Origin of the sequence: Bradyrhizobium frederickii, assembly GCF_004570865.1 — a bacterium.
GTDB classification, from domain to species: Bacteria; Pseudomonadota; Alphaproteobacteria; order Rhizobiales; family Xanthobacteraceae; genus Bradyrhizobium; species Bradyrhizobium frederickii.
The window spans coordinates 555446-580060 of the sequence record NZ_SPQS01000001.1 but is presented as its reverse complement, the minus strand read 5'-3'; the positions used below and the strand labels follow the sequence as shown (position 1 = coordinate 580060).

The 24615-nt window shown below is 64.7% G+C and carries 22 protein-coding genes; 9 read left to right on the top strand and 13 right to left on the bottom strand.

Annotation, left to right across the window (positions count from 1 at the left end; genetic code table 11):
- Nucleotides 1-9: 9 nt before the first annotated feature.
- The 3 genes from E4K64_RS02660 to rfaD are packed head-to-tail and all read right to left on the bottom strand — an operon-like array spanning nt 10 to nt 3770.
- Complete coding sequence (locus E4K64_RS02660) at nt 10-1296, bottom strand: O-antigen ligase family protein (RefSeq protein ID WP_135162023.1); 1287 nt, start codon at nt 1294-1296, stop codon at nt 10-12.
- Nucleotides 1293-2777 (bottom strand): D-glycero-beta-D-manno-heptose-7-phosphate kinase, encoded by a 1485-nt coding sequence (gene rfaE1, locus E4K64_RS02655; RefSeq protein ID WP_135162022.1) that lies wholly within the window; start codon nt 2775-2777, stop codon nt 1293-1295. Before rfaE1 ends, E4K64_RS02660 begins: the two co-directional genes overlap by 4 nt.
- 12 nt (nt 2778-2789) lie before the next feature.
- Nucleotides 2790-3770 (bottom strand): ADP-glyceromanno-heptose 6-epimerase, encoded by a 981-nt coding sequence (rfaD, locus tag E4K64_RS02650; RefSeq protein ID WP_135162021.1) that lies wholly within the window; start codon nt 3768-3770, stop codon nt 2790-2792.
- Nucleotides 3771-3924: 154 nt separating this feature from the next.
- Here rfaD and waaF point away from each other — a divergent pair, with 154 nt between their 5' ends.
- Nucleotides 3925-4995, top strand: a complete 1071-nt coding sequence (gene waaF, locus E4K64_RS02645) for a lipopolysaccharide heptosyltransferase II (protein ID WP_135162020.1) — start codon at nt 3925-3927, stop codon at nt 4993-4995.
- 176 nt (nt 4996-5171) lie between these two features.
- On the opposite strand, the gene E4K64_RS02640 is transcribed toward waaF, so the two are convergent.
- Nucleotides 5172-6209, bottom strand: a complete 1038-nt coding sequence (locus E4K64_RS02640; protein ID WP_135162019.1) for a glycosyltransferase family 4 protein — start codon at nt 6207-6209, stop codon at nt 5172-5174.
- A 126-nt stretch (nt 6210-6335) separates the two neighbouring features.
- Here E4K64_RS02640 and galE point away from each other — a divergent pair, with 126 nt between their 5' ends.
- From galE to E4K64_RS02625, 3 genes are all read left to right on the top strand, one after another.
- Nucleotides 6336-7349, top strand: coding sequence for a UDP-glucose 4-epimerase GalE (gene galE / locus E4K64_RS02635; RefSeq protein ID WP_135162018.1), 1014 nt, complete (start codon nt 6336-6338; stop codon nt 7347-7349).
- A gap of 118 nt (nt 7350-7467) precedes the next feature.
- Nucleotides 7468-9270 (top strand): ABC transporter ATP-binding protein, encoded by a 1803-nt coding sequence (locus E4K64_RS02630; RefSeq protein WP_135162017.1) that lies wholly within the window; start codon nt 7468-7470, stop codon nt 9268-9270.
- Nucleotides 9271-9305: 35 nt separating this feature from the next.
- Nucleotides 9306-10007: a fumarylacetoacetate hydrolase family protein gene (locus E4K64_RS02625; RefSeq protein ID WP_126255770.1), complete on the top strand. Its 702-nt coding sequence runs from the start codon at nt 9306-9308 to the stop codon at nt 10005-10007.
- Between the two features lie 93 nt (nt 10008-10100).
- Here E4K64_RS02625 and E4K64_RS02620 read toward each other — a convergent pair whose 3' ends face one another.
- On the bottom strand, nt 10101-10559 hold the full coding sequence (locus E4K64_RS02620; protein WP_167771778.1) for a YybH family protein: 459 nt from the start codon (nt 10557-10559) through the stop codon (nt 10101-10103).
- A gap of 160 nt (nt 10560-10719) precedes the next feature.
- On the opposite strand from E4K64_RS02620, the gene E4K64_RS02615 reads away from it, so the two are divergent.
- Nucleotides 10720-11262, top strand: coding sequence for a Spy/CpxP family protein refolding chaperone (locus E4K64_RS02615; RefSeq protein WP_135162016.1), 543 nt, complete (start codon nt 10720-10722; stop codon nt 11260-11262).
- Between the two features lie 110 nt (nt 11263-11372).
- On the opposite strand, the gene E4K64_RS02610 is transcribed toward E4K64_RS02615, so the two are convergent.
- From E4K64_RS02610 to E4K64_RS02605, 3 genes are all read right to left on the bottom strand, one after another.
- Nucleotides 11373-12302 carry an aspartyl/asparaginyl beta-hydroxylase domain-containing protein gene (locus E4K64_RS02610; protein WP_135162015.1) on the bottom strand — a complete coding sequence of 310 codons (930 nt, stop codon included), beginning with the start codon at nt 12300-12302 and terminating at the stop codon, nt 11373-11375.
- Nucleotides 12303-12439: 137 nt separating this feature from the next.
- A complete protein-coding gene (locus tag E4K64_RS40160) occupies nt 12440-12595 on the bottom strand; it encodes a hypothetical protein (RefSeq protein WP_007612486.1) in 156 nt (51 codons plus the stop codon).
- A 146-nt stretch (nt 12596-12741) separates the two neighbouring features.
- Nucleotides 12742-13665, bottom strand: coding sequence for a LysR family transcriptional regulator (locus E4K64_RS02605; RefSeq protein ID WP_135162014.1), 924 nt, complete (start codon nt 13663-13665; stop codon nt 12742-12744).
- 215 nt (nt 13666-13880) lie between these two features.
- On the opposite strand from E4K64_RS02605, the gene E4K64_RS02600 reads away from it, so the two are divergent.
- Both E4K64_RS02600 and E4K64_RS02595 read left to right on the top strand, forming a co-directional pair.
- Nucleotides 13881-14591 (top strand): SDR family NAD(P)-dependent oxidoreductase, encoded by a 711-nt coding sequence (locus E4K64_RS02600; RefSeq protein WP_135162013.1) that lies wholly within the window; start codon nt 13881-13883, stop codon nt 14589-14591.
- Between the two features lie 15 nt (nt 14592-14606).
- Nucleotides 14607-14843: a tautomerase family protein gene (locus E4K64_RS02595; RefSeq protein ID WP_135162012.1), complete on the top strand. Its 237-nt coding sequence runs from the start codon at nt 14607-14609 to the stop codon at nt 14841-14843.
- 94 nt (nt 14844-14937) lie between these two features.
- Here the strand turns inward: E4K64_RS02595 and E4K64_RS02590 are convergent, their stop codons facing one another.
- The 5 genes from E4K64_RS02590 to E4K64_RS02570 all read right to left on the bottom strand — a co-directional run bounded on the left by E4K64_RS02590 (nt 14938) and on the right by E4K64_RS02570 (nt 21329).
- Entirely contained in the window at nt 14938-16404 is a 1467-nt protein-coding gene (locus tag E4K64_RS02590; protein WP_135162011.1) for a flavin-containing monooxygenase, read from the bottom strand.
- A 49-nt stretch (nt 16405-16453) separates the two neighbouring features.
- Nucleotides 16454-16873, bottom strand: a complete 420-nt coding sequence (locus tag E4K64_RS02585) for a nuclear transport factor 2 family protein (protein ID WP_135162010.1) — start codon at nt 16871-16873, stop codon at nt 16454-16456.
- Between the two features lie 165 nt (nt 16874-17038).
- Nucleotides 17039-18460 carry an adenosylhomocysteinase gene (gene ahcY / locus E4K64_RS02580; RefSeq protein WP_135162009.1) on the bottom strand — a complete coding sequence of 474 codons (1422 nt, stop codon included), beginning with the start codon at nt 18458-18460 and terminating at the stop codon, nt 17039-17041.
- Between the two features lie 255 nt (nt 18461-18715).
- Nucleotides 18716-19912: a methionine adenosyltransferase gene (metK, locus tag E4K64_RS02575; protein WP_028137567.1), complete on the bottom strand. Its 1197-nt coding sequence runs from the start codon at nt 19910-19912 to the stop codon at nt 18716-18718.
- A 61-nt stretch (nt 19913-19973) separates the two neighbouring features.
- Nucleotides 19974-21329: a hypothetical protein gene (locus E4K64_RS02570; RefSeq protein ID WP_135162008.1), complete on the bottom strand. Its 1356-nt coding sequence runs from the start codon at nt 21327-21329 to the stop codon at nt 19974-19976.
- A gap of 193 nt (nt 21330-21522) precedes the next feature.
- Between E4K64_RS02570 and E4K64_RS02565 the strand changes: the two genes are divergently transcribed.
- Together E4K64_RS02565 and E4K64_RS02560 are read left to right on the top strand one after the other, a co-directional pair.
- Nucleotides 21523-22611, top strand: coding sequence for an aspartyl protease family protein (locus tag E4K64_RS02565; protein WP_135162079.1), 1089 nt, complete (start codon nt 21523-21525; stop codon nt 22609-22611).
- Between the two features lie 97 nt (nt 22612-22708).
- Nucleotides 22709-24427, top strand: coding sequence for a caspase family protein (locus E4K64_RS02560; RefSeq protein WP_135162007.1), 1719 nt, complete (start codon nt 22709-22711; stop codon nt 24425-24427).
- Nucleotides 24428-24615: the final 188 nt, after the last annotated feature.

Below are 24615 nucleotides of genomic sequence, written 5' to 3'. Positions count from 1 at the left end.
CGCGGCCGCTCAGGAACCGGCTTCCCCCATCTTCGCCCGGCCCCGTTGCGCCCGGATCACCATGCCGCCGGCCACGCCGACGCCGATGACGTACATCCAGCCCTCATGGAAGTCGAACAGATGGGAGTTGAACAGCGAGGTGAAGACGTTCTGCACCACCACCAGGAGCCCGATCCAGTTGGCGAGCCCGTCGCCGCGAAACAACAGCAGATGCAGGATCCAGATCGCGTAGAGAATGAGGATGCCGATCGCGCCCCATTGCACGGCAACGTTGAGTGTCTGGTTGTGGGGATTGCCGATCACCTCGGCCGACGCCCGGTTCTGACCGGCGGGCGCCGCGGCGCGTTCGAACAATCCGCGCGTCGAGCCGGTGCCGTGTCCCATGATAGGCGCCTCCGCCAAGAAGCTCAGCGACTTCCGCCAGAATTCGAGCCGCAGGCCCATGGAGGTCGCCTCGCCCCTTTCCACATAACCGGCGTAGTCGCCGGTAAACCGCTCGGCAGTATGGCGCAATTGCGGGGAGGCCTGCCAGGCCAGAACGGCGCCGGCGAGCAGGGCGGCGGAGATGATCGCGATGCTGCGCCATTTGAGGTGGAGCAGCGCGAACACGCCGAGCATGATCGGGATGGTGACGAGCGCGGTACGCGACACCACCACGAAGGTCATATTGACGAAGAAGCTCAGCGCCAGCGCCGTCAGCAGTCCGGCGAGCCAGTAGCGTTTCTCCCGCAGCAACGTCACGATTGGATAGGCCAGCGCCACCGCGCAGAGCGCGAATTCCTGGCTCTGGTCGATGTAGTTCTTGACGAAGACGCCGCGCTCGGGCGGATCGGTCTTGAGCGCGAGGTTCGGGTAGAAGGCGACCAGCCAGGACATCACCGACAACAAAGCGCAGGACACCAGAAAGGCGATGAAGATCCAGTGCCCGCGCGGCGATCGCTCGAAATGATAGAGCAGCAGCGGCAGCATGAGCAGCTTCACGGTCGGATTGACCGCATAGAAGCGCGCACCCCAGGTCGCGTCCGACCAGAGTGTTCCCACCAGCGCCAGCAGCACCAGTGCGATCGGGGCCGCACAGATCGGACGCTTCAAGGATTGCAGGAACGCGCGGACGTCGAGGAACGGCACCATGCAGAGCAGCATCAGCGCGTTGAAGATCCCCGCAAGCGAGGTCGACCAAGGCAGCGAGGCCGCGGTCAGGACCGCGAAGATATCGACCGTCTCGCGCCAGGCGGCCGGGCTGCGCAGGCGGCGAAGCACCATTTCGCCGGTCGTCTCGCGTGCGAGCACCGTCACTTGCCCCCTCCCCGGGCGCGATGCACCAGCGCCGTCGTGCTGAAGCCCTGGAGGATGTCGACCAGCACGACCACCCCGCCCGCTTGCTCGACGACCTCGTGGCCCACCACCTGCTCGCGGGTGTAGTCGCCGCCCTTCACCAGCACGCCGGGCTTGATCCGCCTGATCAGGTCGATCGGCGTGTCTTCCTCGAAGATGACGATGAGATCGACGGCCTCCAGCGCGGCGAGCACCTCGGCTCGCGCGCGCTCGTCCTGGACCGGCCGCTCCGCGCCCTTGAGCCGCCGCACCGAGGCGTCGCTGTTGAGGCCCACGATCAGGCGGTCGCAGGCGGCGCGCGCCGCAGTCAGCACCTTGACGTGGCCGGGATGCAGGATGTCGAAACAGCCGTTGGTGAAGCCGACTCGCTGGCCCTGCCTCCTCCATTCGCCGAGCTGGGCGTCGAGCGCGGCCGGATCGAGCACGATCTTCTCCTCGGCCGCGAGACTGGCATGCGGCAGGATCTTCCGGCGCAGCTCGGCCGCGCTTACGCTGGCGGTGCCCTGCTTGCCGACAGCGACGGCGGCCGCGGCGTTGGCCATGCGCAATGCCGTGTCCCAGTCCGCGCCGGCCGCAAGCGACACCGCGAGCGCGGCAGCGACGGTGTCACCGGCACCGGAGACGTCGCGCACTTTCACCGGGAAAGCCGGAACGTGAACGGCCTCGCCGCCGCGCGGCACCAGCGTCATGCCGTGCTCGCCCTGGGTGACCAGAATCGCCTCGCAATCGGCGAGCCGCATCACGTCCTCGCTGGCATCGACGATGCTCTGCGGTGTGTCGGCGCGGCTGCGCGTCGCTTCCGAAAATTCCTTGCGGTTGGGCGTGAGCAGCGTGGCGCCGCGATAGATCGCCCAGTTCAGGCTCTTGGGATCGACGATCACGGGCTTGCCGAGCTTTCGCGCGGCGTCGATGGTGTGGCGGATGACGCGCGCCGTCAACACGCCCTTGGCGTAGTCCGAAAGCAGCACGAGGTCGGCGCGCGCGATTTGCGGCAGGATCGCCTCGATCAGCTTGGTCTCAACCCCATCGGATACGGGCGCCGCCTGCTCCCAATCCGCGCGCAGCATGTGCGTGGAAAAATGTTCGGAGACGAAGCGGACTTTTCGCGTGGTCGGGCGCGAGGGATCGCACACCAGCACGCTTTCGATTGCAGCGAACTCGTCCAGCGCCGTCTTGAGCCGGACGCCGGCATCGTCCTCGCCGACGAGGCCGACGAAGATGCAGCGCGCGCCGAGAGACGCGACGTTGCGCGCGACGTTGCCGGCGCCGCCGATATGGAACTCGCTGCGCTGGGCCGTGATGACGGGGGTCGGCGCCTCCGGCGAAATCCGCGACACCTCGCCATAGACGAACTCGTCCAGCATGATATCGCCGATGCACAGCACCGTGCGGCCTGAGATGGCTTGCGCGAGAGCGTCGAAATCGAGAATGGGCGTCGGCATGGTCAAAGAGCCTCAGCGGAAGCGGTCGGGCCGGTCGAGGTAATCCCCGACATAGGCCTTCACCGCGTCCTCGAGCGTCGTGAAGCCGCCGTTATAGCCGGCGCGGTGGAGCCGATCGACCTCGCTCTGGGTGAAGTACTGATAGGCCGAGCGGATCTGCTCGGGCATGTCGATATATTCGATGTTGGGCTTGGTGCCGAGCGCCGCATAGGCAGCCAGCATCAGGTCCCTGAAGCTGCGCGCCTTGCCGGTTCCGACGTTGAACAGTCCGGACACCGACGGCGTCGCCAAGAGCCACATGACCACGCGCACGACGTCATCGACATAGATGAAATCGCGGCGCTGATCGCCGTCGGCGATGCCCTCGCGATGCGATTTGAACAATTGCACGACGCGGCCGGCCTTGACGTCGTCGAAGCGGCGCGCCAGCACGCTCATCATCGAGCCCTTGTGGTATTCGTTGGGGCCGAACACGTTGAAGAATTTCAGGCCGACACATTGCGGCGGGAGCGGATCGCCATTTGCCACGCGCCCGGCGACCGCAAGATCGAACATGTGCTTGCTCCAGCCGTAGAGATTCATCGGCCGAAGTTTCTTCAATGCGGGGATCGAGGGGTCGTCGTCGAAACCTCTTTCGCCGTCGCCATAAGTCGCCGCCGAGGAGGCGTAGATGAAGGGCACCGCGCTTGCCGTGCACCAGTCGAGAAGGCGCATGGACAGACGGAAATTGGTCTCGAACACCAGGTCGCCGTCGGTCGCGGTGGTCGCGGAAATCGCCCCGAGATGGACGACACCATCGAGCTTGCGGCCTTTCAGCCAGTCCATCAGCTCCGCCGGCGGAACGATATCCACAAGCTGGCGCTTGGCCAGGTTCCGCCACTTGCCGTCGGTGCCGAGCAGATCACAAACCACGACGTCGCTGCGGCCCGCGTCATTGAGCGCGGCCACGACATTCGACCCGATAAAACCGGCCCCGCCGGTCACCAGCAACATTCCGAAATCCCTGCCCGTTTTTTGCGGTCCGGTCCTGCCGTAGCGCATGAGCCGCTAAAGTGTAAGCGGTTTTGGGATTGAGCGGTTTGCCGGCTTTACCTGCCGGCCGGGAGCGGCTACGGAACCGCCAAAATCATTGCGGCCTCTTCAACGAATGAACCAAAATTCACAGCTTAGTGGAGATCCAGATCGGAGCGATACCCGCCCGATTCTGATCATTCCCTACATGTGGATCGGCGATTTCGTCCGGAATCACACCGTCGTACGGGTCCTGAAGGAACGCTGGCCAAACCGGCCGGTCGATCTCCTCACCACCCCGCTCTGCGCTCCCCTGGTCGATTACATGCCCGGCGTGCGCGAGGGGATAGTCTGGGACCTGCCTCGAGGCCGGCTTGCCGTGGGCCGTCAGCTGGCCTTGGCGAAGCTGCTGCGCGAGCGGAACTACGGCACTGCCCTGGTGCTGCCGCGCACCTGGAAGGCCGCCATCGCGCCTGCCCTCGCCGGTATTCCTGAGCGGATCGGCTTCGTCGGCGAGTTCCGGTTCGGCCTGATCAACCGCTGGCGCTGGGGCGAAAGGAAGCTGCCCCGCTTCATCGACAAGAACGCCGCCCTGGCCCAGCCCGACGGGGCCCCCCTGCCCCCGGAATGGCCGGTGCCGCAATTGCGGGTCCCGGCCGAGGACATCGTCCGCTGGCGGCAGGCCAACGGCCTCGGCGCGGGAGCCGCGGTAGCGCTCGCTCCCGGCTCCGTGGGCGTCTCAAAGCGCTGGACGTACTATCCCGAGGCCGCCCGCCTGCTGGCCGAGCGCGGGCTGGAAGTCTGGGTGGTCGGCGGCCCGGCGGAAAAGGGCCTCGCCCAGGAGATCGTGGCGGCAGGCGGCTCTGGCGTGCGGGACCTCACCGGCAACGACTTGCGCAACGGCGTGCTGGCCATGGCGGCCGCCGGCGTCGCCGTCTCCAACGATTCCGGCCTGATGCACATCGCGGCCGCCCTGGGCACGCCCACCATGGGCATCTTCGGCCCGACCAGCCCCTATCTCTGGGCCCCCCTCAACGGCCTTGCCGCCACCGTGGTGCAGGACAAGGAGGTGCTGTCCTGCCAGCCCTGCCAGAGCACGATCTGCAAGATGAATGATCACAGGTGTATGCGGAATATCGCGGCGAGCGATGTGGTGGCGATTGCGCAGCGGGTGTTGAGCGAGGCTGGGGCGCGGGCGACGACGTGAGCCTGGCAAGGCCTGTGCCGATGATGACATCGTGCCGGTGTTTTGCCCGACGTGTCAAACCAGATTCGCGAAATCCGCAAAGCTGCGCAGGCGCCAAGTCGTTGATTTCGCTGGCCTCGTCTACTGTGCATGGGGTTGTTTTCGCGGTATTGGTTTGTGGGCTCAAGAGCGGCACGTCAGAGCAGCGGCCGATAGACCTCGCCGATCCGCGCCGCTTCGGCATCGAGGCTGAATTTCTCGAGCACACGCCGGCGTCCCCGCTCGCCCATCGCTGCCGCAGCGGCCACATCGCGCATCAGCGGCTCCAGCGCCGCAGCGAGCGCGTCGGCATCTCCCGTCGGGACCAGCACGCCGCTCACACCATCCTCCACCACGAGCTCGGCCGCGCCGGCGCGCGCGGCGACGAGCGCGCTGCCCGCCGCCATCGCCTCGATCAGCGTCAGGCCAAACCCTTCGTTGCGTGAGGTGAAGGCGTAGATCGTCAGCCGCTGGTACCAGCGCTGCACTGCTTCGATCGGCAGCTCGCCGGTGATGATGATGCGCGATTGCAGGCCGGCGGCCTCGATCCGCTTGTTCAGATCGTTGGCAAAGGGCGTCTGCTCGGCCGTGACCTGACCGACGATGACGGCGGTGAAATCCGGATAGCGCGGCAACAGGCGGCACATCGCATCGACGAAGACGTCGGTGCCCTTCTGCGCACGCACGCGGCCGAAGCAGCCGATGGCGTAGCGCCCCGGCAGACCGCTTTCGGCGAAGGCCGCAGCACGATCGGTCGGCGGCGCGTAAACGTCGGTGTCGACGCCGTGCGGGATCACCGTCGCCTTCACTTTCAGGAACGAGGCCGAGATGTCACTCGTCGCGATGATCGCGTCCATGCGCCGGATCAGCCAGCGCGTGATCCAGCTATGATGCCGCTGCGCGGCCGAGGTGAACACGAGCCTCAAGGGCCAACCGAGCGCGCGCAGCACGACGCCGGCGATCATCTCGTTGTTGCGCCGCGCATGCCAGATCAGCGGCGCGTTGCGGCGCCACAGCTTGAGAAAATCGGCAACGCCCAGGCGCGCAATCCCCGCCGGCGCGTCGGAGCCGAACCAGGCGGCGCGATACAGCTTCGCCAGCCGCGGCGCCACCATCCGGTTGGTCGCGGTGACCCCGGAATAGCGCCTGTGCAGATTTGGCACGATCACTTCGAGATCGCCGGGGGAATCGGCCACGTCACGCTCCGTTTGACCGGCCCCCTATACGCAACATTAAGCATAGTGACCAGTTCGGCCGCGCCGATACCCCCTCTTCACCACGCAGACGTTAGCTTGCAGCGTTGATCGAAGACGGGTGAGATCATGACCGTGCTAGTCACCGGCGGCGCCGGCTATATCGGAAGTCACACGGTGCTCGCGCTGGCGGAAGCCGGCGAGGACGTCGTGGTGATCGACGATCTCTCGACCGGTTTCTCCGCCTATCTGCCTGAGGGCGTGCCGCTGTTCATCGGCGATGCCGGCGACGAGAACCTGCTCGAGGGCGTGATCGCCCAGCACGACATCGAGAGCATCATCCATTTCGCCGGCTCCGTCGTCGTCCCGGACTCGATGCGCGATCCGCTCGGCTATTACCGCAACAATTTCATGACCGCGCGCAACCTGCTCAACGTAGCGGTCAAGCGCGGCATCAATCGCTTCATCTTCTCCTCGACCGCCGCCGTCTATGGCAATCCGGACCAGGTCCCGGTGCCCGAGCACGCGCCGACGCGGCCGCTGTCGCCCTACGGCTCGTCGAAGCTGATGGCCGAGATCATGCTGCACGACGTCGCCGCCGCCTACGGCATGCAATACGTGACCCTGCGCTATTTCAACGTCGCCGGCGCCGATCCGCAGGCCCGCATCGGCCTCGCCACCGTCGGCGCCACGCATCTGCTCAAGATCGCGGTGGAAGCCGCGACCGGCCAGCGCGCCAAGATCGACGTGTTCGGCACCGACTATCCGACCCCCGACGGCAGCTGCATTCGCGACTTCATCCACGTCACGGACCTCTCGCAGGCGCATCGTTCGGCCCTCGCATATCTGCGCAATGGCGGTGCCTCGACGACGCTGAATTGCGGCTACGGCCGCGGCTATTCGGTGCTGGAGACCATCGACGCCGTGCGGCGCGTGTCGGGCCGCAGCTTTGCCGTGCAATACGCGCCGCGCCGGCCGGGCGACATCATGACCATGGTCGCCGACACCAGCCGCATCCGCGGACTGTTGGACTGGAAGCCGCAATACGAGGACCTCGAGACCATCGCGGCCCACGCTCTGGCATGGGAGGACAAGCTGTTCCGCGAGCGCCATGGCGAGCTTCGCCACGCCGCCTCGGCCTAGAATCATCCCAAGCGCAAGCCCTTAATTGGGCTTGAAAAACCCCGCTTGAGCGGGCACAGAGGCCCATCGATCCCTGACGCGCGGGCAGGCTTTGTCCTGCGCCGTCAATGGACACCGGATGGCCCAGTTTCCAAAGAAAATCACCGACGATCCCTATGCGGCAATGGCCCTGGTGCGCCGCCTGGTCACGGAACAGGGGATCGTCTACTGGCGGCGCTACCTCGCTGCTTTCGCGCTGATGGCGGTGGCCGCAGCCGCGACCGCGTGCGCGACCTACGTGCTCGGCCAAGTCATCAACCAGGCCTATGTCGACAGGAACATCCCCGGCATCGCGATGTTCTCGGGGCTCACGGTGATCCTGCTCTTCATCAAGGGCGTGGCGACCTACGGCCACATGGTGATCCTGACCAAGATCTCGAACGCGATCCTTGCCACCAACCAGCGTCAGCTCTTCGCAAAACTGATGCGCGAGAGCGTCGGCTTCTTCTCCGAGCGCCATTCCTCCGAATTCCTGGCGCGGCTGACGGCAGGCGCCAAGTCGATCACCGACGTGCTCAACATGCTGGTCAACGCCATCGGCCGCGACCTGTTGATGCTGCTCGCCATGATCGGCGTGATGGTGTGGCAGGATCCGCTGATGTCGTTCATCGGCCTCGTCGCGGTGCCGCCGGCGATGCTGGTTCTGCGCAAGCTGGTGAAGCGCATCAAAGGCCTCGCCTACAACCAGTTCACCGGCACCGCCGACATCATGGAGACGATGCAGGAATCGCTGCAGGGCATCCGCACGGTCAAGGCGTTCACGCTGGAAGAGACCATGCAGAAGCGTATCGACGAGAACATCGCGATCGTCGAGCGCAACGCCAACAAGATGGCGCGCGTCGCCAACCGCTCCAACCCGCTGATGGAGATGCTCGGCGGCTTCGCGGTCGCCGGCTGCCTGATGTACGGCGGCTACAGCGTGGTCGCGCTCAACGCCACGCCGGGGGCGTTCTTCTCCTTCATGACCGCGTTCCTGATGGCGACCGAGCCGGCCAAGCGGCTGGCGCGGCTCAACATCGATCTGAACAGCCAGCTCGTCGGCGCCCGCATGCTGCTCGAAGTCGTCGACAGCCCGGCCAGCGAGCGCTCCGACGACGACAAGCCGGCGTTGAAGCTCACCGACGCGCGGATCGAGCTGCGTGACGTCAGCTTCGCCTACCGCACCGGCGAGACCGTGCTCAACCGCATGAGCTTCGTCGCCGAACCCGGCAAGGTCACCGCGCTGGTCGGCCCCTCCGGCGGTGGCAAATCGACCGTGCTGGCGCTGCTGCTGCGCTTCCATGAGGTGACGCAGGGCGACATCGTGATCGACGGCCAGTCGATCGGCGCGGTCTCGCGCAAATCGCTGCGCTCGCAGACCGCCTATGTCGGCCAGGACGTCTATCTGTTCCGCGACACCATCCGGAGCAACATCGCCTTCGGCAAACAGGGCGCGAGCGAGGACGAGATCATCGAGGCGGCGAAGGCGGCCTGCGCGCATGATTTCATCATGGGCTTCCCGCTCGGCTACGACACCCCGGTCGGCGAGCACGGCACGCAGCTGTCCGGCGGCCAGCGCCAGCGCATTGCGGTGGCGCGCGCGCTGGTCAAGAACGCGCCGGTCATCCTCTTGGACGAGGCCACGGCGGCGCTCGATTCGGAGTCCGAGCGGCAGGTGCAGGAGGCGATCGAGCATCTCTGCCGAAACCGCACCACCATCGTGATCGCCCACCGTCTGCACACCATCATGCACGCAGATAGCATTCTGGTGGTCGAGGGTGGCGAGATCGTCGAGCAGGGCCGGCATGACGAGTTGCTCCGCCGCGGCGGCCGCTACGCCTCGTTCTTCCGCCTGCAACACCACCACGACGCCGCCCTGGCGCCGATCAGCGCAACCGCATAGAGTTCGTTCCACCTCAAGAGCAGCGAGACCGCTTCATGAACGCCGCCTCCTACGTCATCCCGCTTCCGCCCCAGGCTTCGCTTCCCGTTGTCGGGGAAAGCGGCCGATATCCGGTTCGCCGCATCTGGTGCGTCGGCCGCAACTATCTCGAGCACATCCGCGAGATGGGTAATGACGAGCGCGCCCCGCCGTTCTTCTTCGCCAAGCACGCCGACATGCTGGTGCCCGACGGCGCCACGATTCCCTATCCGCCGCTGACCAAGGACCTGCATCACGAGGTCGAGCTGATCGTGGCGATGAAGAGCGGCGGCCTCAACATCCCGGCCGACAAGGCACTCGATCACGTCTACGGCTACGCTGTCGGCATCGACCTCACCCGCCGCGACCTCCAGCTCGCCTCGCGCAAGAAGGAACGTCCCTGGGAGATCGGCAAGTCGTTCGACTATTCGGCGCCCTGCTCCGCGATTCAGCCAGCCTCGAAGATCGGCCATCCCGCCAAAGGCAAGATCTGGCTCACGGTCAACGGCAAGGAAGCCCAGAAGGGCGACCTCACCGAGCTGATCTGGAACGTGCCCGAGATCATCTGGCAGCTCTCGCAGCAGGTAAAGCTCGCCGCCGGCGACATCATCATGACCGGCACCCCGGCCGGCGTGTCCCAGCTCCAACCCGGCGACAAGCTCGAATGCGGCGTCGACGGTGTCGGCACGCTGAAGGTGAGCATCGGCCAGCCGGAATAGGCTGGAATCGTAGGGTGATTGGCGAAAGCGTAATCCACCATCGTCTTTGCTGCGGCAAGATGGTGGATTGCGCTTCGCTAATCCCCCTCCAGGCTACCAGGCCTTCACCGGCCGATTGGCGTGGCTTGTCTGCGGCACACCGCGATTGAGCGACATGTGCGAATGCACGCACAGCCAGCCGTCGCCATGTCTTGAAAACACCATCGTCGCTCGGCCGGGCCGCGCAAATGGGCTGCCATCTTGACGATAGCCCGTGCTCGTCCACGGCGCGATCACCGTTGCCATCGTGCCGTCGGACGATGCCAGGATTGAGGTCTGATCGAGCACGAAACGGAAGTCGGTCGTTTTCGGCCAGACATTGTCCCATTGCGTCGAGACCCACTGATCGAGACCGGGGATGACATCGTTATGGGTCCCGAAGGCCAGCACGTTGGGGTGAAAGAGCGACCGCGCCGAGGCGTAGTCGACGTCCCGGACATGGCCCGCGAAGGTTTCCAGCCAATCGCGGAAGAACTGCATGATCTCGGTATTCGCGGTCGGCAAGGAGGCCATCACCAGCTCCACATTGGGCAACTCAATCGCGGCAATGTTTGTTGCCATGCGGCGGACTATCCAGCAAGATTTGAAACCCGAGATCACCTCGATCGCGATAAGGGTAGCGTCGCAGCCGGGTCCGATGCGTCGGCTGGCTCGATTTGATGGAGCCAGATTCATGAACCGCCTCCTTCTGCTTGCCGCCTCTCTCCTTCTCACCAGCAGCGCCGCCGGCGCCCAGTCCAGCCGCCCCTATGCCGGCCTCGAAGGGCGCCCCATCAAGGCGCTGTCACAGCAGCAGATCGACGATCTCCGCGCCGGACGCGGTATGGGCCTGGCTCTTGCTGCGGAGCTCAATGGATATCCCGGTCCCAGCCACGTACTCGAACTCGGCGACAGCCTCGACTTGACGGCCGATCAACGCGTCGAGGTCCGGCGACTGTTCGATGCCATGAAACAGGAAACCGTTCCGCTGGGTCACAAGCTCGTCGAACAAGAGCGAGCGCTGGAAGACCTTTTCTCTTCCCGTGCGGTCACGCCGGAAGCGCTCAAGACGAGCATCGGGGCCATTGCCGAAACGCAGGGGCAGCTCCGCGAGAGCCATCTCAAATATCATCTATCGACCGCTGCCTTGCTCAATCAAAGCCAGATGCAGCGGTATGCAGAGTTACGGGGCTACCAGCGTCCCGATAGCTCCACAGGGCACAAGCACCACCGCTAGCCGATGCCGACCGGGATCGGCCGATCGTGGCTGGGCGGGACGAAAGCAGCCCACATACCGGCATGACGCAAGGGCGAACCAAGCTTCGCCGATCCGCCCCACGCGTCGCTTCAATTCAGTGCCGAATACACGATGAGACCGAGAACCAGCGCCGTCAGAGAGTATTTCAGCGTGTAGTAGACGTTGCGGTTCCACTCCTTGACCTTGCGGCTGGCGAGATGGATCTCGTAGAGCTTGCCGAACACCTTGTTGAGCACGCCGACATTCTCGCCGTCGACATTCTGGGTCGCCGACGCCTTGACGATGTGATGGCTGACCCAGCGGTTGATTGCGGTCATGAAGCCGAACTTCATCGGGCGCTCGACGTCGCAGAACAGGATGATGCGATTGACGTCGGTCGCATTCTCGGCGCTGTGGATGAAGGTCTCGTCGAACATGAAGGCCTCGCCGTCGCGCCAGACGCATTCGACGCCATCGACCAGGATCCGGCACTTGTTCGAGTTCGGCGTGACCAGGCCGAGGTGATAGCGCAGCGAGCCCGCGAAGGGATCTCGGTGCGCGCCCAGCTTGCCGCCCGGCGGCAACATCGCGAACATCGCGCCGTGCACGCTCGGGATCGACTTGAGCAGCTCAACCGTCTTCGGGCACAGCGTGTTCGCCGAGGGCAGGAAGTCGTCATACCATTTCAGGTAAAACCGTTTCCAACCGCTCTTGAAGAACGAGTAGAATCCCCAATCGTTATTCTTCGCCGCGGCGCGGATAAAACCTTCGTCGAACAGGCGCACGGCCTCGTCGCGGATGGTCTCCCAGTTCTCGCTCAGCGGCCTCAGCTCCGGAAACTGCTCGACCGAGATCACCGGCTTGTTCGGCACCGCCGAGCCCGCATACATCAGCACATTGTAAGGTGCCAGATAGGTCGAGTGATCGCCGAGCTGGCGCGCAAAGCGCAGCCGCTGTTTGCCGCGGAAGTGAACGTAAATCGTCGAGGCCGCCAGCACATAAAGAATGACAAGTTGCGGCGCAAAAAGCTGTTTCAACATCTCCCCGTTCCCCAGTGAACCCAGCCGGGGACGTCATCTACTCCGGGCGACCGGGCGCGACAAGATACTCACCGCTGGGTTGCGTTCACACTGGAGAGAGCAGACGAGGGAACCTGGCGGCGGTCAATCGGGCCAAATCATGCCCTGGACAGCGCCTGGAGACCCTTGAAGGTCAGGCGCTTGGGGTCGGTGACGCCGGCCAGATAGAGACGGCGGATGAAGGCGATGACGGCGTCGCGGTCGCAATCGGTCAGCGCGACGACGGCATCGACGGCGATTCTCTGGGCTTCCATTGGGCTCACCTCGGCCTTCGAGTAACCCCGGCCGAGACAGGCTAGGACTCAACCGTTAAATCGGCGTTAACCGTTTTGGAACCCTCGCCGATTCAGCCGGGCCGCCGTATACGCAAAACGACGCATTGCGGGGGGCGCGAAGCAGCTCAACGCGCCTTGACGCTCTTCTTCAGCAGCGCAAACTGCTTCTTCAGCCGGGGCACCGCGAAGTCGGTGAAGGCCCGCACCTTCGGCACCGAGAGCCGGCCCTGCGGGCAGATCAAATGCGCGGGCATCTCCGGGTCCTCCTCGCTGGCCAGTACAATCTCAAGCTCGCCGCGGGCGACCTGCTCGGCCACCTGATAGGAATACATCCGCGCGACGCCGCGCCCAGCGACCGCGGAGGCTACCGCCGCATAGGTGCTGTTGACGACAAGCCGAGGCGTGAACTGAACCGTGCGCGGCACTGACGCGCCAGCCTGCGGCGCAAAGGTCCAGGAATTGGGAAGGTGCGCCATCGCCACGATCTGATGCTTGGCGAGATCGCCGGGCTCGGTAATGCGTGGATGCTGCTTGAGATAACGTGGCGCTGCCACGACGACGCGGCTGATCTCGCCGACCCGCATCGCGATCATCGCTGAATCCGCGAGGGGACCGATGCGAAGCGCGATATCGATGCCCTCCTCGATCAGGTTGACCGCGCGATCGAACAACAGCAGCTTGGCCGACACGGTCGGATAAGCATCGAGGAACGCATCGAGGATCGGCCGCAAGACCATCTCCCCGGAGACCACGGGAGCCGTGATCGTGAGCAGGCCGCGCGGCGCCGTGCGCGGTCCAGCCGCGATGTCGTCGGCTTCCTGGAGCTCGGCGAGCACACGGCGGCAGATCGCGGCATAGCGTTCCCCCTCCTCGCTCAGCTTGATCGCGCGTGTGGTCCGGTGCAGCAGTTCGGCGCCGACGCGTTCTTCCAGAAACGCGATGGCCCGGCTCACCGCTGCCGGCGAGCGGCCGAGCTTGCGCCCGGCGGCAGCCAAGCTGCCCTCGTCCACCGCCAGGACGAACACTTTCATCGCATCCAGACGATCCATTCCCTTCCCGTCGCCCCCTGCGCTTCCACTCGCAGGCTAGGCGCTCGCCGCAAGCTCGACAACTACCGCCGGGGCGCCGACCCCGCATTCGTTCGCGCGGCGAAAGAGTGTCTGCCGGACAGCGGAGCTTCGCGACCGGCCCGCCGCAGCGTACCTCAGCACGCAAGCCAGCCGCTGCTGGCACAGATTCTTAAGGCAAACAACAGGAGCCCATCATGGGTATCGAGCAGAAGGTCGCCATCGTCACCGGTGCATCGCAGGGCATCGGCGCCGCCCTGGTTAAGGGTTTTCGCGATCGCAATTATCGCGTCGTCGCCACGGCCCGCTCCATCAAGCCGTCGGGCGACGATGACGTCGTCGCCGTTCCCGGCGACATCGCCGACCGGGCCACTGCCGAGCGCGTGGTCTCCCAGGCCGTCGCCCGCTTCGGCCGTGTCGACACGCTGGTCAACAATGCCGGCATCTTCGTCGCAAAGCCGTTCACCCAGTACACGGCCGAAGACTATGCGGCGGTGATGGGCACCAACGTCGCGGGCTTTTTCAACATCACCCAGCTCGCCATCGCCGAGATGGAGAAGCAGGGGTCCGGCCATGTCGTCCAGATCACGACCACGCTGGTCGATCAGGCCAATTCGAACGTTCCATCGGTGCTGGCCTCGCTGAGCAAGGGCGGCCTCAACGCCGCGACCAGGTCGCTCGCGATCGAATACGCCAAGCGCGGCATCCGTGTGAACGCGGTGTCGCCCGGCGTCATCAAGTCGCCGATGCACCCGATCGCGACGCATGCGCAACTCGGTGCGCTGCACCCGATCGGTCACATGGGCGAGATGTCCGACATCGTCGATGCAGTGCTCTATCTCGAGGGGGCCTCCTTCGTGACCGGCGAGATCCTGCATGTCGACGGTGGGCAGAGCGCCGGCCACTGAGCGCGGAGAAGCACGATGCCCATCGTCACCATTCAAGTGACCCGCGAGGGAACGACGCCGGGAGCGGCGTCGCTCACGGCGGAGGAGAAGGCCGCACTGATCAAGGGTTCGAGCCAGCTCCTGCTCGACGTGCTCGGCAAGCCGCTCGAGTCCACCTTCGTCGTGATCGAGGAAGTCGACACCGCCAATTGGGGCTGGGGCGGCCTGCCGGTGCAGGAATCCCGACGCCGCCGCACTGCCCAGACAGGATGATCCGACCGTCATTGCGCGTAGGAGGTCGACAGGACCGACGCAGACACGAAGCAGGACGTCGTGAGCCGGCCGAAACCGCATTGCGGAGGCGCCGTCAGGAATAGCGCATCACACCGTCATCGATCCGGCCAAAGCGCAGGGAGACGATGTCCAGCGCGTAGTTCTGGTACAGCCGCCACGGCCGCTTCGAGCCCTGCTTCGGCATCTTGGCCACCGAGCGCTGCACATAGCCCGAGGTGAAATCCAGCGACGGCTGCGCTGTGATCGTCGAATCGTCGTTGTGCGGCACGCATTGACGGAAATTGTGCCGGTCCATGTAGTTGATGAGACGGCAGACATATTCGCAGGTGAGATCGCATTTCAGCGTCCAGGACGCGTTGGTGTAACCGAAGGCCGAGGCCATGTTGGGCACATCGGCATACATCATGCCCTTGTAGGTCAGCGTATTGGCAAAATCGACGGCGCGGCCGTCGACACTGACCTCGAGGCCGCCGACGACCTGGAGCACCAATCCGGTCGCCGTCACGATGATGTCGGCCGCAAGCTCGCTTCCGTCCTTCAGGCGGATGCCGTCCTGCGTGAACGTGTCGATCTCGTTGGTAACGACGCTGGCGCGCTGCTCACGGATCGCCTTGAAGAGGTCGCCGTCCGGCACCAGGCACAGCCGCTGGTCCCAGGGATTGTAGCGCGGGGTGAAATGGGTTGCGACGTCGTAGTCGGGGCCGAGCGCCATTCGCACGCCCTTGAGAATGAGGTCCTTGACCTTGGCAGGCTTGCGCCGGCTGAGCTGGAAGAAGAACATCCCCCACATCACGTTGCGCCAGCGGATCAAATGATAGGCCAGCTGCGCCGGCAGATTGCGGCGCAACTTGTTGGCGACGGGATCCTGCGCCGGCCGCGATACCACATAGGTCGGCGAGCGCTGCAGCATGGTGACCTGCGCCGCCTTCTTGGCGAGCTCCGGCACCAGCGTGACCGCGGTCGCGCCCGAGCCGATCACGACGACGCGCTTTCCCGCATAGTCGATGTCCTCGGTCCATTTCTGCGGATGCACGATGCGGCCGGCGAAATCCGCAGCGCCCTTGAACTCCGGCGTATAGCCCGCCTCGTATTTGTAATAGCCCGAGCACATGAAGAGGAAATTGCAGGTAAAGCGAACCAGCTCGCTCGCGCCCTCCCCCGTGATGCGCTCGGCCTCGAGGGTCCAGCGTGCCTCGCTCGTCGACCAAGAGGCGCGCTGGACGCGATGGCGGAAGCGGATGTGTTTGTCGATGCCGTTCTCGCTGGCTGTTTCGAGCACATAGTTCAGGATTTGCGGCCCGTCGGCGATCGCCTTCGGGTCGGTCCATGGCTTGAACGAATAGCCGAGCGTGAACATGTCGCTGTCGGAGCGGATGCCGGGATAGCGGAACAGGTCCCAGGTGCCGCCGATGCAATCGCGCCCCTCCAGGATGACGTAGCTCTTGGTCGGACACCTGGTCTGCAAATGATAGCCCGCGCCGATGCCCGATAGTCCGGCACCGACGATGAGGACGTCGAAATGTTCTTTCGCTTCCGTCATGGCGCTCTCCCTCGCCGCAGCATGGCAGGGCCGCGCCGAATTGCAACCATCACGGGACGGTGGCGCCGTAGACCGTGGCGGTGTCGAAATACTCGTGGAATTCGACCGCCTTGCCGTCCTTGAAGCGCCAGTAATCGATCTTCGGCGTCTTCGCGACCTTGTTGGTCTTCTTGTTGGTCCATGCGCACTCCCCGCGCGCGACGACGGTGTCGCCCTGCGCGACGAATTCGTTCATCGTGTAGTACTGCATGCTCCAGTCAGCCAGCAGCCCCTCGAAATAGCCTCGCAGTGCATTGCGGTCGTCATAACGCGTGGCAAAAGGCACCGCCGCATTCCCCTGCGGAATCGAATCGAACTCGATCTGCGGGCCGATGACATTGTCGAACCAGTAGTCGACGTCTTGGCCCTTGCTGTCGCTCCACTGGCGATAGGCTTCCTTCAATAGCTGAACATTGGCTTCGCTGGACATCGCATTCCCTCCATATGCATTTCCGACAATGAACGTGGGAAATCGGCCGCCGGCTCTGGAAGTGGCAGGCTTTTTTCGGCTCTACCTGAAAGCGTACCACAGGCAGACCCAACAAAAAAAGGCCCCAGATCGCTCCGGGGCCTTTGTGTCGCAACTGCGTACGGCTCAGTAGCGGTAATGATCCGACTTGTACGGACCTTCCTGCTTCACGCCGATGTAATCGGCCTGGTCCTTGCGCAGCTCGGTGAGCTTGACGCCGATCTTGGCGAGGTGCAGGCGGGCGACCTTCTCGTCGAGCGTCTTCGGCAGCACGTAGACCTTCTTCTCGTACTTGCCGTCCTTGTTGTTGGCGAACAGCTCGATCTGCGCCAGCGTCTGGTTGGTGAAGGACGCCGACATCACGAAGGAAGGATGGCCCATCGCGTTGCCGAGGTTCACGAGGCGGCCCTCCGACAGCATGATGATGCGGTGCTTGTCGGGGAATTCGATCTCGTCGACCTGCGGCTTGATGTTGGTCCACTTCAGGTTACGGAGAGCCGCGATCTGGATCTCGTTGTCGAAGTGACCGATGTTGCAGACGATGGCGCGATCCTTCATCGCGCGCATGTGCTCGATGGTGATGATGTCCTTGTTGCCCGTGGCGGTGACGAAGATGTCGGCGCGGGGCGCGGCGTCTTCCATGGTCACGACCTCGTAGCCTTCCATCGCGGCCTGCAGCGCGCAGATCGGGTCGACTTCCGACACCATGACGCGGCAGCCGGCCTGGCGCAGCGAGGCGGCCGAGCCCTTGCCGACGTCGCCGAAGCCGGCGACCATCGCGACCTTGCCCGACAGCATCACGTCGGTGCCGCGGCGGATGCCGTCGACCAGCGATTCACGGCAGCCATAGAGGTTATCGAACTTCGACTTGGTGACGCTGTCGTTGACGTTGATGGCCGGCCACAGCAGCGTGCCCGCCTTCTGCATGTCATAGAGACGATGCACGCCCGTGGTGGTCTCCTCGGACACGCCCTTGATGCTGTTGGCGATGGCGGCGAAGTAACCCTTCGGCTTCTCCTTGAGCTGCTTCTTCAAGAGCGCGAAGAAGACTTCCTCTTCCTCGGAGCCGGGCTTGTCGAGGAAGGCGGCGTCGCCGTTCTCGGCGCGCAGACCGAGATGGACGTACATGGTGGCATCACCGCCGTCGTCGAGGATCATGTTCGGGTGACCGCCGCCGTGCCAGTCGAACAGCTTCGCGGTGTAGTCCCAGTACTCGGTCAGCGTCTCGCCCTTGACGGCAAAGACCGGAATGCCGGCGGCCGCGATCGCGGCGGCAGCGTGGTCCTGCGTCGAGTAGATGTTGCAGGAGACCCAGCGGATGTCGGCGCCGAGCGCGGCCAGCGTTTCGATCAGCACGCCGGTCTGGATCGTCATGTGCAGCGAGCCGGCGATCCGCGCGCCCTTCAGCGGCTGCTTCGGGCCGTACTCCTCGCGGGTGGCCATCAGGCCGGGCATCTCGGTCTCGGCCAGCGAGAGCTCCTTGCGGCCGAAATCGGCGAGCGAAATGTCCTTGACGATGTAATCGGTGAAGCCGGGCTTCGCGTTCATGTCTGTTTCCTAATCAGTGAGGCTGGCGTGTCAGTAGCAAGGCAAGCTGAACGCATTGTGGCACCATTTCTCCCTCTCCCCGTTCTTACCGGGAGAGGGCTGGGGTGAGGGGCTCTATCCGAGCACTGAGCTCGCGGAGAGTCCCCCCCTCACCCGCCGCTTCGCGCATAGCCGAAGCCTTGCTTCGGCGTCTCTTAAGTGACGGCCGCCGAAGGCGGCCTATGCTCTCCCCGCAAGCGGGGCGGGGCAAGAGCGTCAGAGCGCGCGCTTGAGCTGCTCGACGAGGTCGGTCTTCTCCCAGGAGAAGCCGCCCTCGTTGTCCGGCGTGCGGCCGAAATGGCCGTAGGCCGAGGTGCGCGCGTAGATCGGGCGGTTGAGGTCGAGATGGGTGCGGATGCCGCGGGGCGTCAGATCCATCGCCTGCGCCGCGGCCTTCTCGAGCTGCTCCTCCGGCACCTTGCCGGTGCCATGGGTGTCGATGTAGATCGACAGCGGACGCGCCACGCCGATGGCGTAGGCGAGCTGGAGCGTGCAGCGGTCGGCAAGCCCGGCGGCGACGATGTTCTTGGCGACGTAGCGCGCGGCATAAGCCGCCGAGCGGTCGACCTTGGTCGGATCCTTGCCGGAGAACGCGCCGCCGCCATGCGGGGCCGCACCGCCATAGGTGTCGACGATGATCTTGCGGCCGGTCAGGCCGGAATCACCATCGGGGCCGCCGATGTAGAACTTGCCGGTCGGGTTGATGTGCCAGATCGTCTTCGGGGTGATCCAGTCCTTCGGCAGCGCCTCGCGCACATAGGGCTCGACGATCTCGCGGACCTGGTTCGAGGTGAGGTCCGGAACCAGATGCTGGTGCGAGACCACGATCTCGCGCACGGCGACCGGCTTGCCGTTCTCGTATTGCACGGTGACCTGGCTCTTGGAGTCCGGTCCGAGCACCTTCTCCTTGCCGGAGTGGCGGGCTTCGGAGATCAGTCGGAGGATCTTGTGGGCGTAGAAGATCGGCGCCGGCATCAGATCGGGCGTCTCGTTGGTGGCGTAACCGAACATGATGCCCTGGTCGCCCGCGCCCTCTTCCTTGACCTCGCCCGGCTGCAGCGCATCGACGCCCTGGGCGATGTCGGCCGACTGCGGATGCAGGAGGATCTCGATGTCGCAGGTCTTCCAGTGGAAGCCTTCCTGCTCGTAGCCGATGTCCTTGATCGCGCCGCGGACGACGCCCTCGATCTGCTCGTTGGTCACCGACTTCGGACCGCGGGTCTCGCCGGCAATCACCACCTTGTTGGTGGTGGCCAGCGTCTCGCAGGCGGCGCGGATCTGCCAGGGGTCGATGCCGGCCTTCGGCCCTTCGCGGTAGAACAGATCGACGATCTCGTCGGAAATGCGGTCGCAGACCTTGTCCGGATGACCCTCGGACACGGACTCGCTGGTGAAGAGATAGGACGCGCGCATCAGTAACCCCTTGTTCCGCCGCTAAGCCGGCGGGCGTTTGCGATGTTTACCTGTGGAAATGTCACTCACGCCGGCGCGAGATGACGTAGGATTCGTCGAGAAACCAGAGCCCATTGTACTTTCGCAGCACGTCCCTGGCGGCATCCAGAGTGCGGCCGTTTTGAGTCATTTCTGTCAACCGGTCGTCCTCAATCTGAGCGACATACACCGCCGCATTCCACGCTGCAAAGGCCGTCGAGGTCCCGATCGTACCGGTGACCTCGTTGGGCAGCGCTTCCATATCATACCTGAAGATCGAGCGGTTATCCGCATATGCATTAAAATTTAAGTCGCGGCCCACCGATCCGAGTTCATACTTAACGGCGCGCAATAGCTCATGACGGCTCACCGCGAAAGGATTTTCTCCGGGCCAGATCGCCTGGATCATTTCCATGCCCGGATCCTGGCCATGGGAGTGGATACCGATCAGGCGCCCTCCCGGCCGAAGCGCCCGCGCCAGAGGTGCGATGATCCGCTTGGCCCGGAAGTTGACCGAGGACAGGGCACGGTAGGGCTGGGACGCGATGACGAGATCGAAATTGGCTTCGGTCTGGCCCGGCCGCGGAATGGTCGAATCCAGCAGGAACCTGTGGTCCTCGCGATACAGCACCAGAACCACGGGCCGCTCATACAGCGGCATGGCGGTGCGTGGGCTGATCGCGGCGCGCCAGTTCTGCTCCAGGAACGGCCTCAACTCGGCGATCTGCTGCTCGAACTCCCCCGATGAGGCGCCCCGCAGCGGGACTTCGTGCCAGACGGTCGCGGCCGCTGCCGCAGGCGATGCCGGCGTGAGCCAGGGCGCCTCCGAATAGAACATGTTGGTGAAGACGAACACCGACGCCGGATGCTCGAAAATGCGGTCCGGCACCTTCTCCAGCGTCAGGCGAAGGTCTTCGAGACTGAGCTCCTTGCCGGCGACGTAGAACGGCATGTGGGGAAAGCGCTGGTGCGTTGCGCGCAGCACCCGCGCCAGCACGGTGCCGTCGCCGACGCCGGCGTCGAACAGGCGCAGTGCCGGCGGGCGCGGATGGATCGAGGCGAGCTCCAGCGCCACCCTGTCCGCGATCACCCGCTTTTCGCTGCAGGTATGGACGAACAGCAGGTATTTCTGGCGGTTCTCGAAGAAGCGGAAATTGCCGCGCGGATCGCGCTTCTCGGGCGGCACCTGAAGCCCCCGCGGCGGCGGCACGCCGCCGGCCATCGAGGCCGCCATATAGGCCTGGATCCGCTCCAGCGTGTCGATGGTGATGCGCTTGCCCTCGCGCAGGCGTTGCACCAGCTTCCCATCGTTCACCGCGCGCCGGCCAAAGGTCGATTCCGCCATGTCCGCCGTGCGGCAGAACTCCGTGATCTGGCTCAGGATTTCGTCGTTCTTCATGGGGTGGGACGCGGTGGGCAGACCAAGTGGGACGCACCCTCCTAGCAAAGTCTGCCCACTGAGGGAATACCCCAAGAATTGCTCCACTCCCTGGGCGATAACCGCGCCGGCCCCTCCCAATACACCCCATCGTGCATTTGGCCGCACCTACACTTACCGGTATAGTAACGAATGGGGATGTTCGGGGCAGGATATGTTCAGGTTGTTTTGGCTCGCCTCTTGTCTTCTGGCGGCCGTATCGGGCGACGCACGCGCAGGTTACCTGGACGAGAATCCCGACGAAGTATTCGCATCGGTCTATGAAAGGATCGGCGCCCTGCCCGTCGCGGCCGCGCGCGACCCATTCGTCTGGCTGCGTCTCGAAGAGCTCAAGCGCGAGCCGTGCGACCAGAAAAGCATCAGCGATCTCGCGCTGATGCTGGACAAGCTCGGCTACCGGCGACAGGCCGCCGATGGACTCTACAAGTTCGTCATGAATTGCGGCGCGCCGATCACGGCGCTGCACCGTTCGATCGACATCTATCTCAAGCTCACGGACTATCCCAGAGCCGTTGAGGTCGCCGACGAATTCATCCGGCGCGCACCGACCAATCACAACGCGCATTACCTGCGGGGTGTCGCACTTGAAGGCTTGAAAGATTACCACCGCGCGCTGGCCGATTATTCGGATGCCATCGAACTCTATGGCGCGGACAAGAAATCGATCGCGAGTCGTGTCTTCCTGCGCATGGCAGGCGCCTATGCGGCCCTCAACAAATTCTGCGAGGCCACAGCGCCGATCACTCTGTGGGTCGCGCTCGATCCGGCCACCCGCGATACCAGTCAGACACGGAAGATCATCGCCGACTACGAAAGCCAGGGCCACTGCGCGACATCGACGGGATTTCGCAAAGAGAGCTTCCCTCTGCGCGGGCAGAAGGACGTCGTCACGGTAAAGGTGGCGATCAACGGCGTCTCCGGTCTGTTCATCCTCGATACCGGCGCGAGCTACGTGTCCGTGAAGTCCACCTTTGCCAGCCGCGCCAAAATCCCCGACGCGGGGACCAGTGAGATCACGCTCATGACGGCCAACGGCCAGAGCAAGGCCAGGCTCTCCAGGGCCGACAAGGTTGCACTCGGCAAGCTGGAGGCAACCAACGTGCCCGTGGCGATCCAGAGCACGGATGGCAAGAATTATGGTGCCGGGGTCGACGGTTTGCTCGGCATGAGCTTCCTGTCGCGGTTCGAAGTTCAGATGGCCGGCGGCTCCATCGAGATCCGCACCCGCCAACCGAGGAAGTAAGACCGCGTCCGCAACCGCAGGACTTGAACCGGCGATCCGTCGGGGACGACAGAAAGTCACCCCCAAATCTGTCGGCATCGCCGACATCCGAGGCCCCATGCGTCCCCTGCTCGTCGCACTTACCCTTCTCGCCGCAACCCTGTGGTCCGCGCCCGCGGTCGCGCAGGCGCGCAATCAGCTTGGGCCGCTCTGCACCACCGACACGACCCCTGCGGAGCAGATGATCGATGCCTGCAACAAGATCATCGCGTTGAAGGTGTTTCGAGGCGAGCAGCTCGCGACCATTCATTTCTGGCGCGCGGTGGGCTGGAACAAGAAGGGCGACTATTCGAAGGTCATCACGGACGCCACCGAAGCGATCCGACTTCGGCCGAGCCAAGCGGCCTACAATCTCAGGGGATCGGCCTATTACGACAAGGGCGACTACGAGATCGCGATCACCGATTTCGACGACGCACTGACGCTCGGACCGCCGAGCGGCACCATCTTCCACAATCGGGGCAACGCCTGGCGCGGCAAGCACGACTATGCCAAGGCCATCGCCGATTACGACATGGCGATCAAGGCCGATCCGAAATCGGTATTTTCATTCCAGAACCGCGGCATCTCAAAGCAGGCACTCGGCGACCTCGACGGGGCGCTGGCCGACATCAACCAGGCGATCCGGCTTGATCCTTCGCTGCCGCAGCCGCTGATCAACCGCACCGCGATCTGGCGCGCCAAGGGCGATCTCGATCGCGCCATCGCCGACGGCAGCGAGGCGATCCGGCTGGCCAAGGAAAGGCCGCCGGTCAACATCATGACGCCGCCGAACAGCGTGCTGATCTCCGGCTACACCCATCGCGCGCTGGCCTATGAAGCCAAGGGCGACTACGCCCGCGCGCGCGACGACTACCAGGCGACGCTGGCGATCGTGGCGTCCGACGCCGGCAGCAAGGCCAACCAGGCCACCGCAAAGGTCCGGCTGTCGCTGGTGACGGACGCGGGCGCGCCGATCCCGCGCGATGCGCCCTCGCCGACGACGCAGCCGGCGAATATTCCTGCCCCACAGCAGACCGGCGCGGCACCGGCCCCCTCGCCTGCTCCGGCCGCTCGCGGCGCACGCATGGCGCTGATCATCGGCAACGGCGCCTATGCCCATGTCAAGGCGCTGCCCAATCCCGCCAACGACGCGCGCGCCGTCGCCAAGAGCCTGCGCGACATCGGCTTCACCGTGTCGGAGGGCATCGATCTTGATCGCGCCGCGATGCAGAAGATGACGCGCGACTTCCTGCGCGAAGCCGCCCGGGCGCAGGTCGCGGTAGTCTATTATGCCGGCCATGGCGTGCAGGTCGACGGCCGCAACTATCTCATTCCCGTCGACGTCGCGCTCAAGTCGGGCACGGGCATGACCGAGGCGATGATCGACATGGACACGATCATGGCCGGCCTCGACGACCAGGTTCGCACCAACATCTTGATCTTCGACGCCTGCCGCAACAATCCCATGGCTCAGCAGGTGGCAAGCGCCGGCACCAATCGCGGCATCGAAGGCGCATCGGGCCTCGCGGCACCGACGAGCCTGGGCACTGGCGCGACATTGGGCGCCGGCACGCTGATCGCCTTCGCAACCGCGCCGGGCCAGGTCGCGCTCGACGGCGAAGGCGCCAACTCGCCGTTTTCCGCCGCGCTCTCCCGCCACCTCGGGACGCCCGGGCTGGAGGTGCAGCAGATGCTAACGCGGGTGCGGGCGGAGGTGGTCTCGACCACCAAGAACAAGCAGGTCCCGTGGACGAACTCATCGCTGCTGGGCGAGGTTTATCTGACGGAGAAGTGAGATACGCTCGTGCCCCGGACGCAGCGCAGCGCTTTCCTGGCGATGCGAAGCATCGTCCAGCGAGCGGTGCGCTGCTGAGCCCGGGGCCCACATCTCCGAATAGCAAGTCCAGCAGCATGGGTCCCGACTCTGCGCGGCAACGCAGGAGCGTTGCGGCGCGTCCGGGGCACGAGGGCGGCTAGCTCCGC

Excerpts from the sequence above, each read along its gene's own strand:
- E4K64_RS40160 (WP_007612486.1), bottom strand. The coding sequence starts at position 12,595 with ATGGAAGCCCAGAGAATCGCCGTCGATGCCGTCGTCGCGCTGACCGAT.
- E4K64_RS02600 (WP_135162013.1), top strand. The coding sequence starts at position 13,881 with ATGGGTATCGAGCAGAAGGTCGCCATCGTCACCGGTGCATCGCAGGGC.
- metK (WP_028137567.1), bottom strand. The coding sequence starts at position 19,912 with ATGCGCGCGTCCTATCTCTTCACCAGCGAGTCCGTGTCCGAGGGTCAT.
- E4K64_RS02615 (WP_135162016.1), top strand. The coding sequence starts at position 10,720 with ATGAACCGCCTCCTTCTGCTTGCCGCCTCTCTCCTTCTCACCAGCAGC.
- E4K64_RS02595 (WP_135162012.1), top strand. The coding sequence starts at position 14,607 with ATGCCCATCGTCACCATTCAAGTGACCCGCGAGGGAACGACGCCGGGA.
- E4K64_RS02565 (WP_135162079.1), top strand. The coding sequence starts at position 21,523 with ATGTTCAGGTTGTTTTGGCTCGCCTCTTGTCTTCTGGCGGCCGTATCG.
- rfaD (WP_135162021.1), bottom strand. The coding sequence starts at position 3,770 with ATGTTGCTGGTGACCGGCGGGGCCGGTTTTATCGGGTCGAATGTCGTG.
- E4K64_RS02625 (WP_126255770.1), top strand. The coding sequence starts at position 9,306 with ATGAACGCCGCCTCCTACGTCATCCCGCTTCCGCCCCAGGCTTCGCTT.
- E4K64_RS02620 (WP_167771778.1), bottom strand. The coding sequence starts at position 10,559 with ATGGCCTCCTTGCCGACCGCGAATACCGAGATCATGCAGTTCTTCCGC.
- E4K64_RS02605 (WP_135162014.1), bottom strand. The coding sequence starts at position 13,665 with ATGGATCGTCTGGATGCGATGAAAGTGTTCGTCCTGGCGGTGGACGAG.
- waaF (WP_135162020.1), top strand. The coding sequence starts at position 3,925 with ATGAACCAAAATTCACAGCTTAGTGGAGATCCAGATCGGAGCGATACC.
- rfaE1 (WP_135162022.1), bottom strand. The coding sequence starts at position 2,777 with ATGCCGACGCCCATTCTCGATTTCGACGCTCTCGCGCAAGCCATCTCA.
- galE (WP_135162018.1), top strand. The coding sequence starts at position 6,336 with ATGACCGTGCTAGTCACCGGCGGCGCCGGCTATATCGGAAGTCACACG.
- E4K64_RS02560 (WP_135162007.1), top strand. The coding sequence starts at position 22,709 with ATGCGTCCCCTGCTCGTCGCACTTACCCTTCTCGCCGCAACCCTGTGG.
- E4K64_RS02570 (WP_135162008.1), bottom strand. The coding sequence starts at position 21,329 with ATGAAGAACGACGAAATCCTGAGCCAGATCACGGAGTTCTGCCGCACG.
- E4K64_RS02630 (WP_135162017.1), top strand. The coding sequence starts at position 7,468 with ATGGCCCAGTTTCCAAAGAAAATCACCGACGATCCCTATGCGGCAATG.
- E4K64_RS02585 (WP_135162010.1), bottom strand. The coding sequence starts at position 16,873 with ATGTCCAGCGAAGCCAATGTTCAGCTATTGAAGGAAGCCTATCGCCAG.
- E4K64_RS02610 (WP_135162015.1), bottom strand. The coding sequence starts at position 12,302 with ATGTTGAAACAGCTTTTTGCGCCGCAACTTGTCATTCTTTATGTGCTG.
- ahcY (WP_135162009.1), bottom strand. The coding sequence starts at position 18,460 with ATGAACGCGAAGCCCGGCTTCACCGATTACATCGTCAAGGACATTTCG.
- E4K64_RS02590 (WP_135162011.1), bottom strand. The coding sequence starts at position 16,404 with ATGACGGAAGCGAAAGAACATTTCGACGTCCTCATCGTCGGTGCCGGA.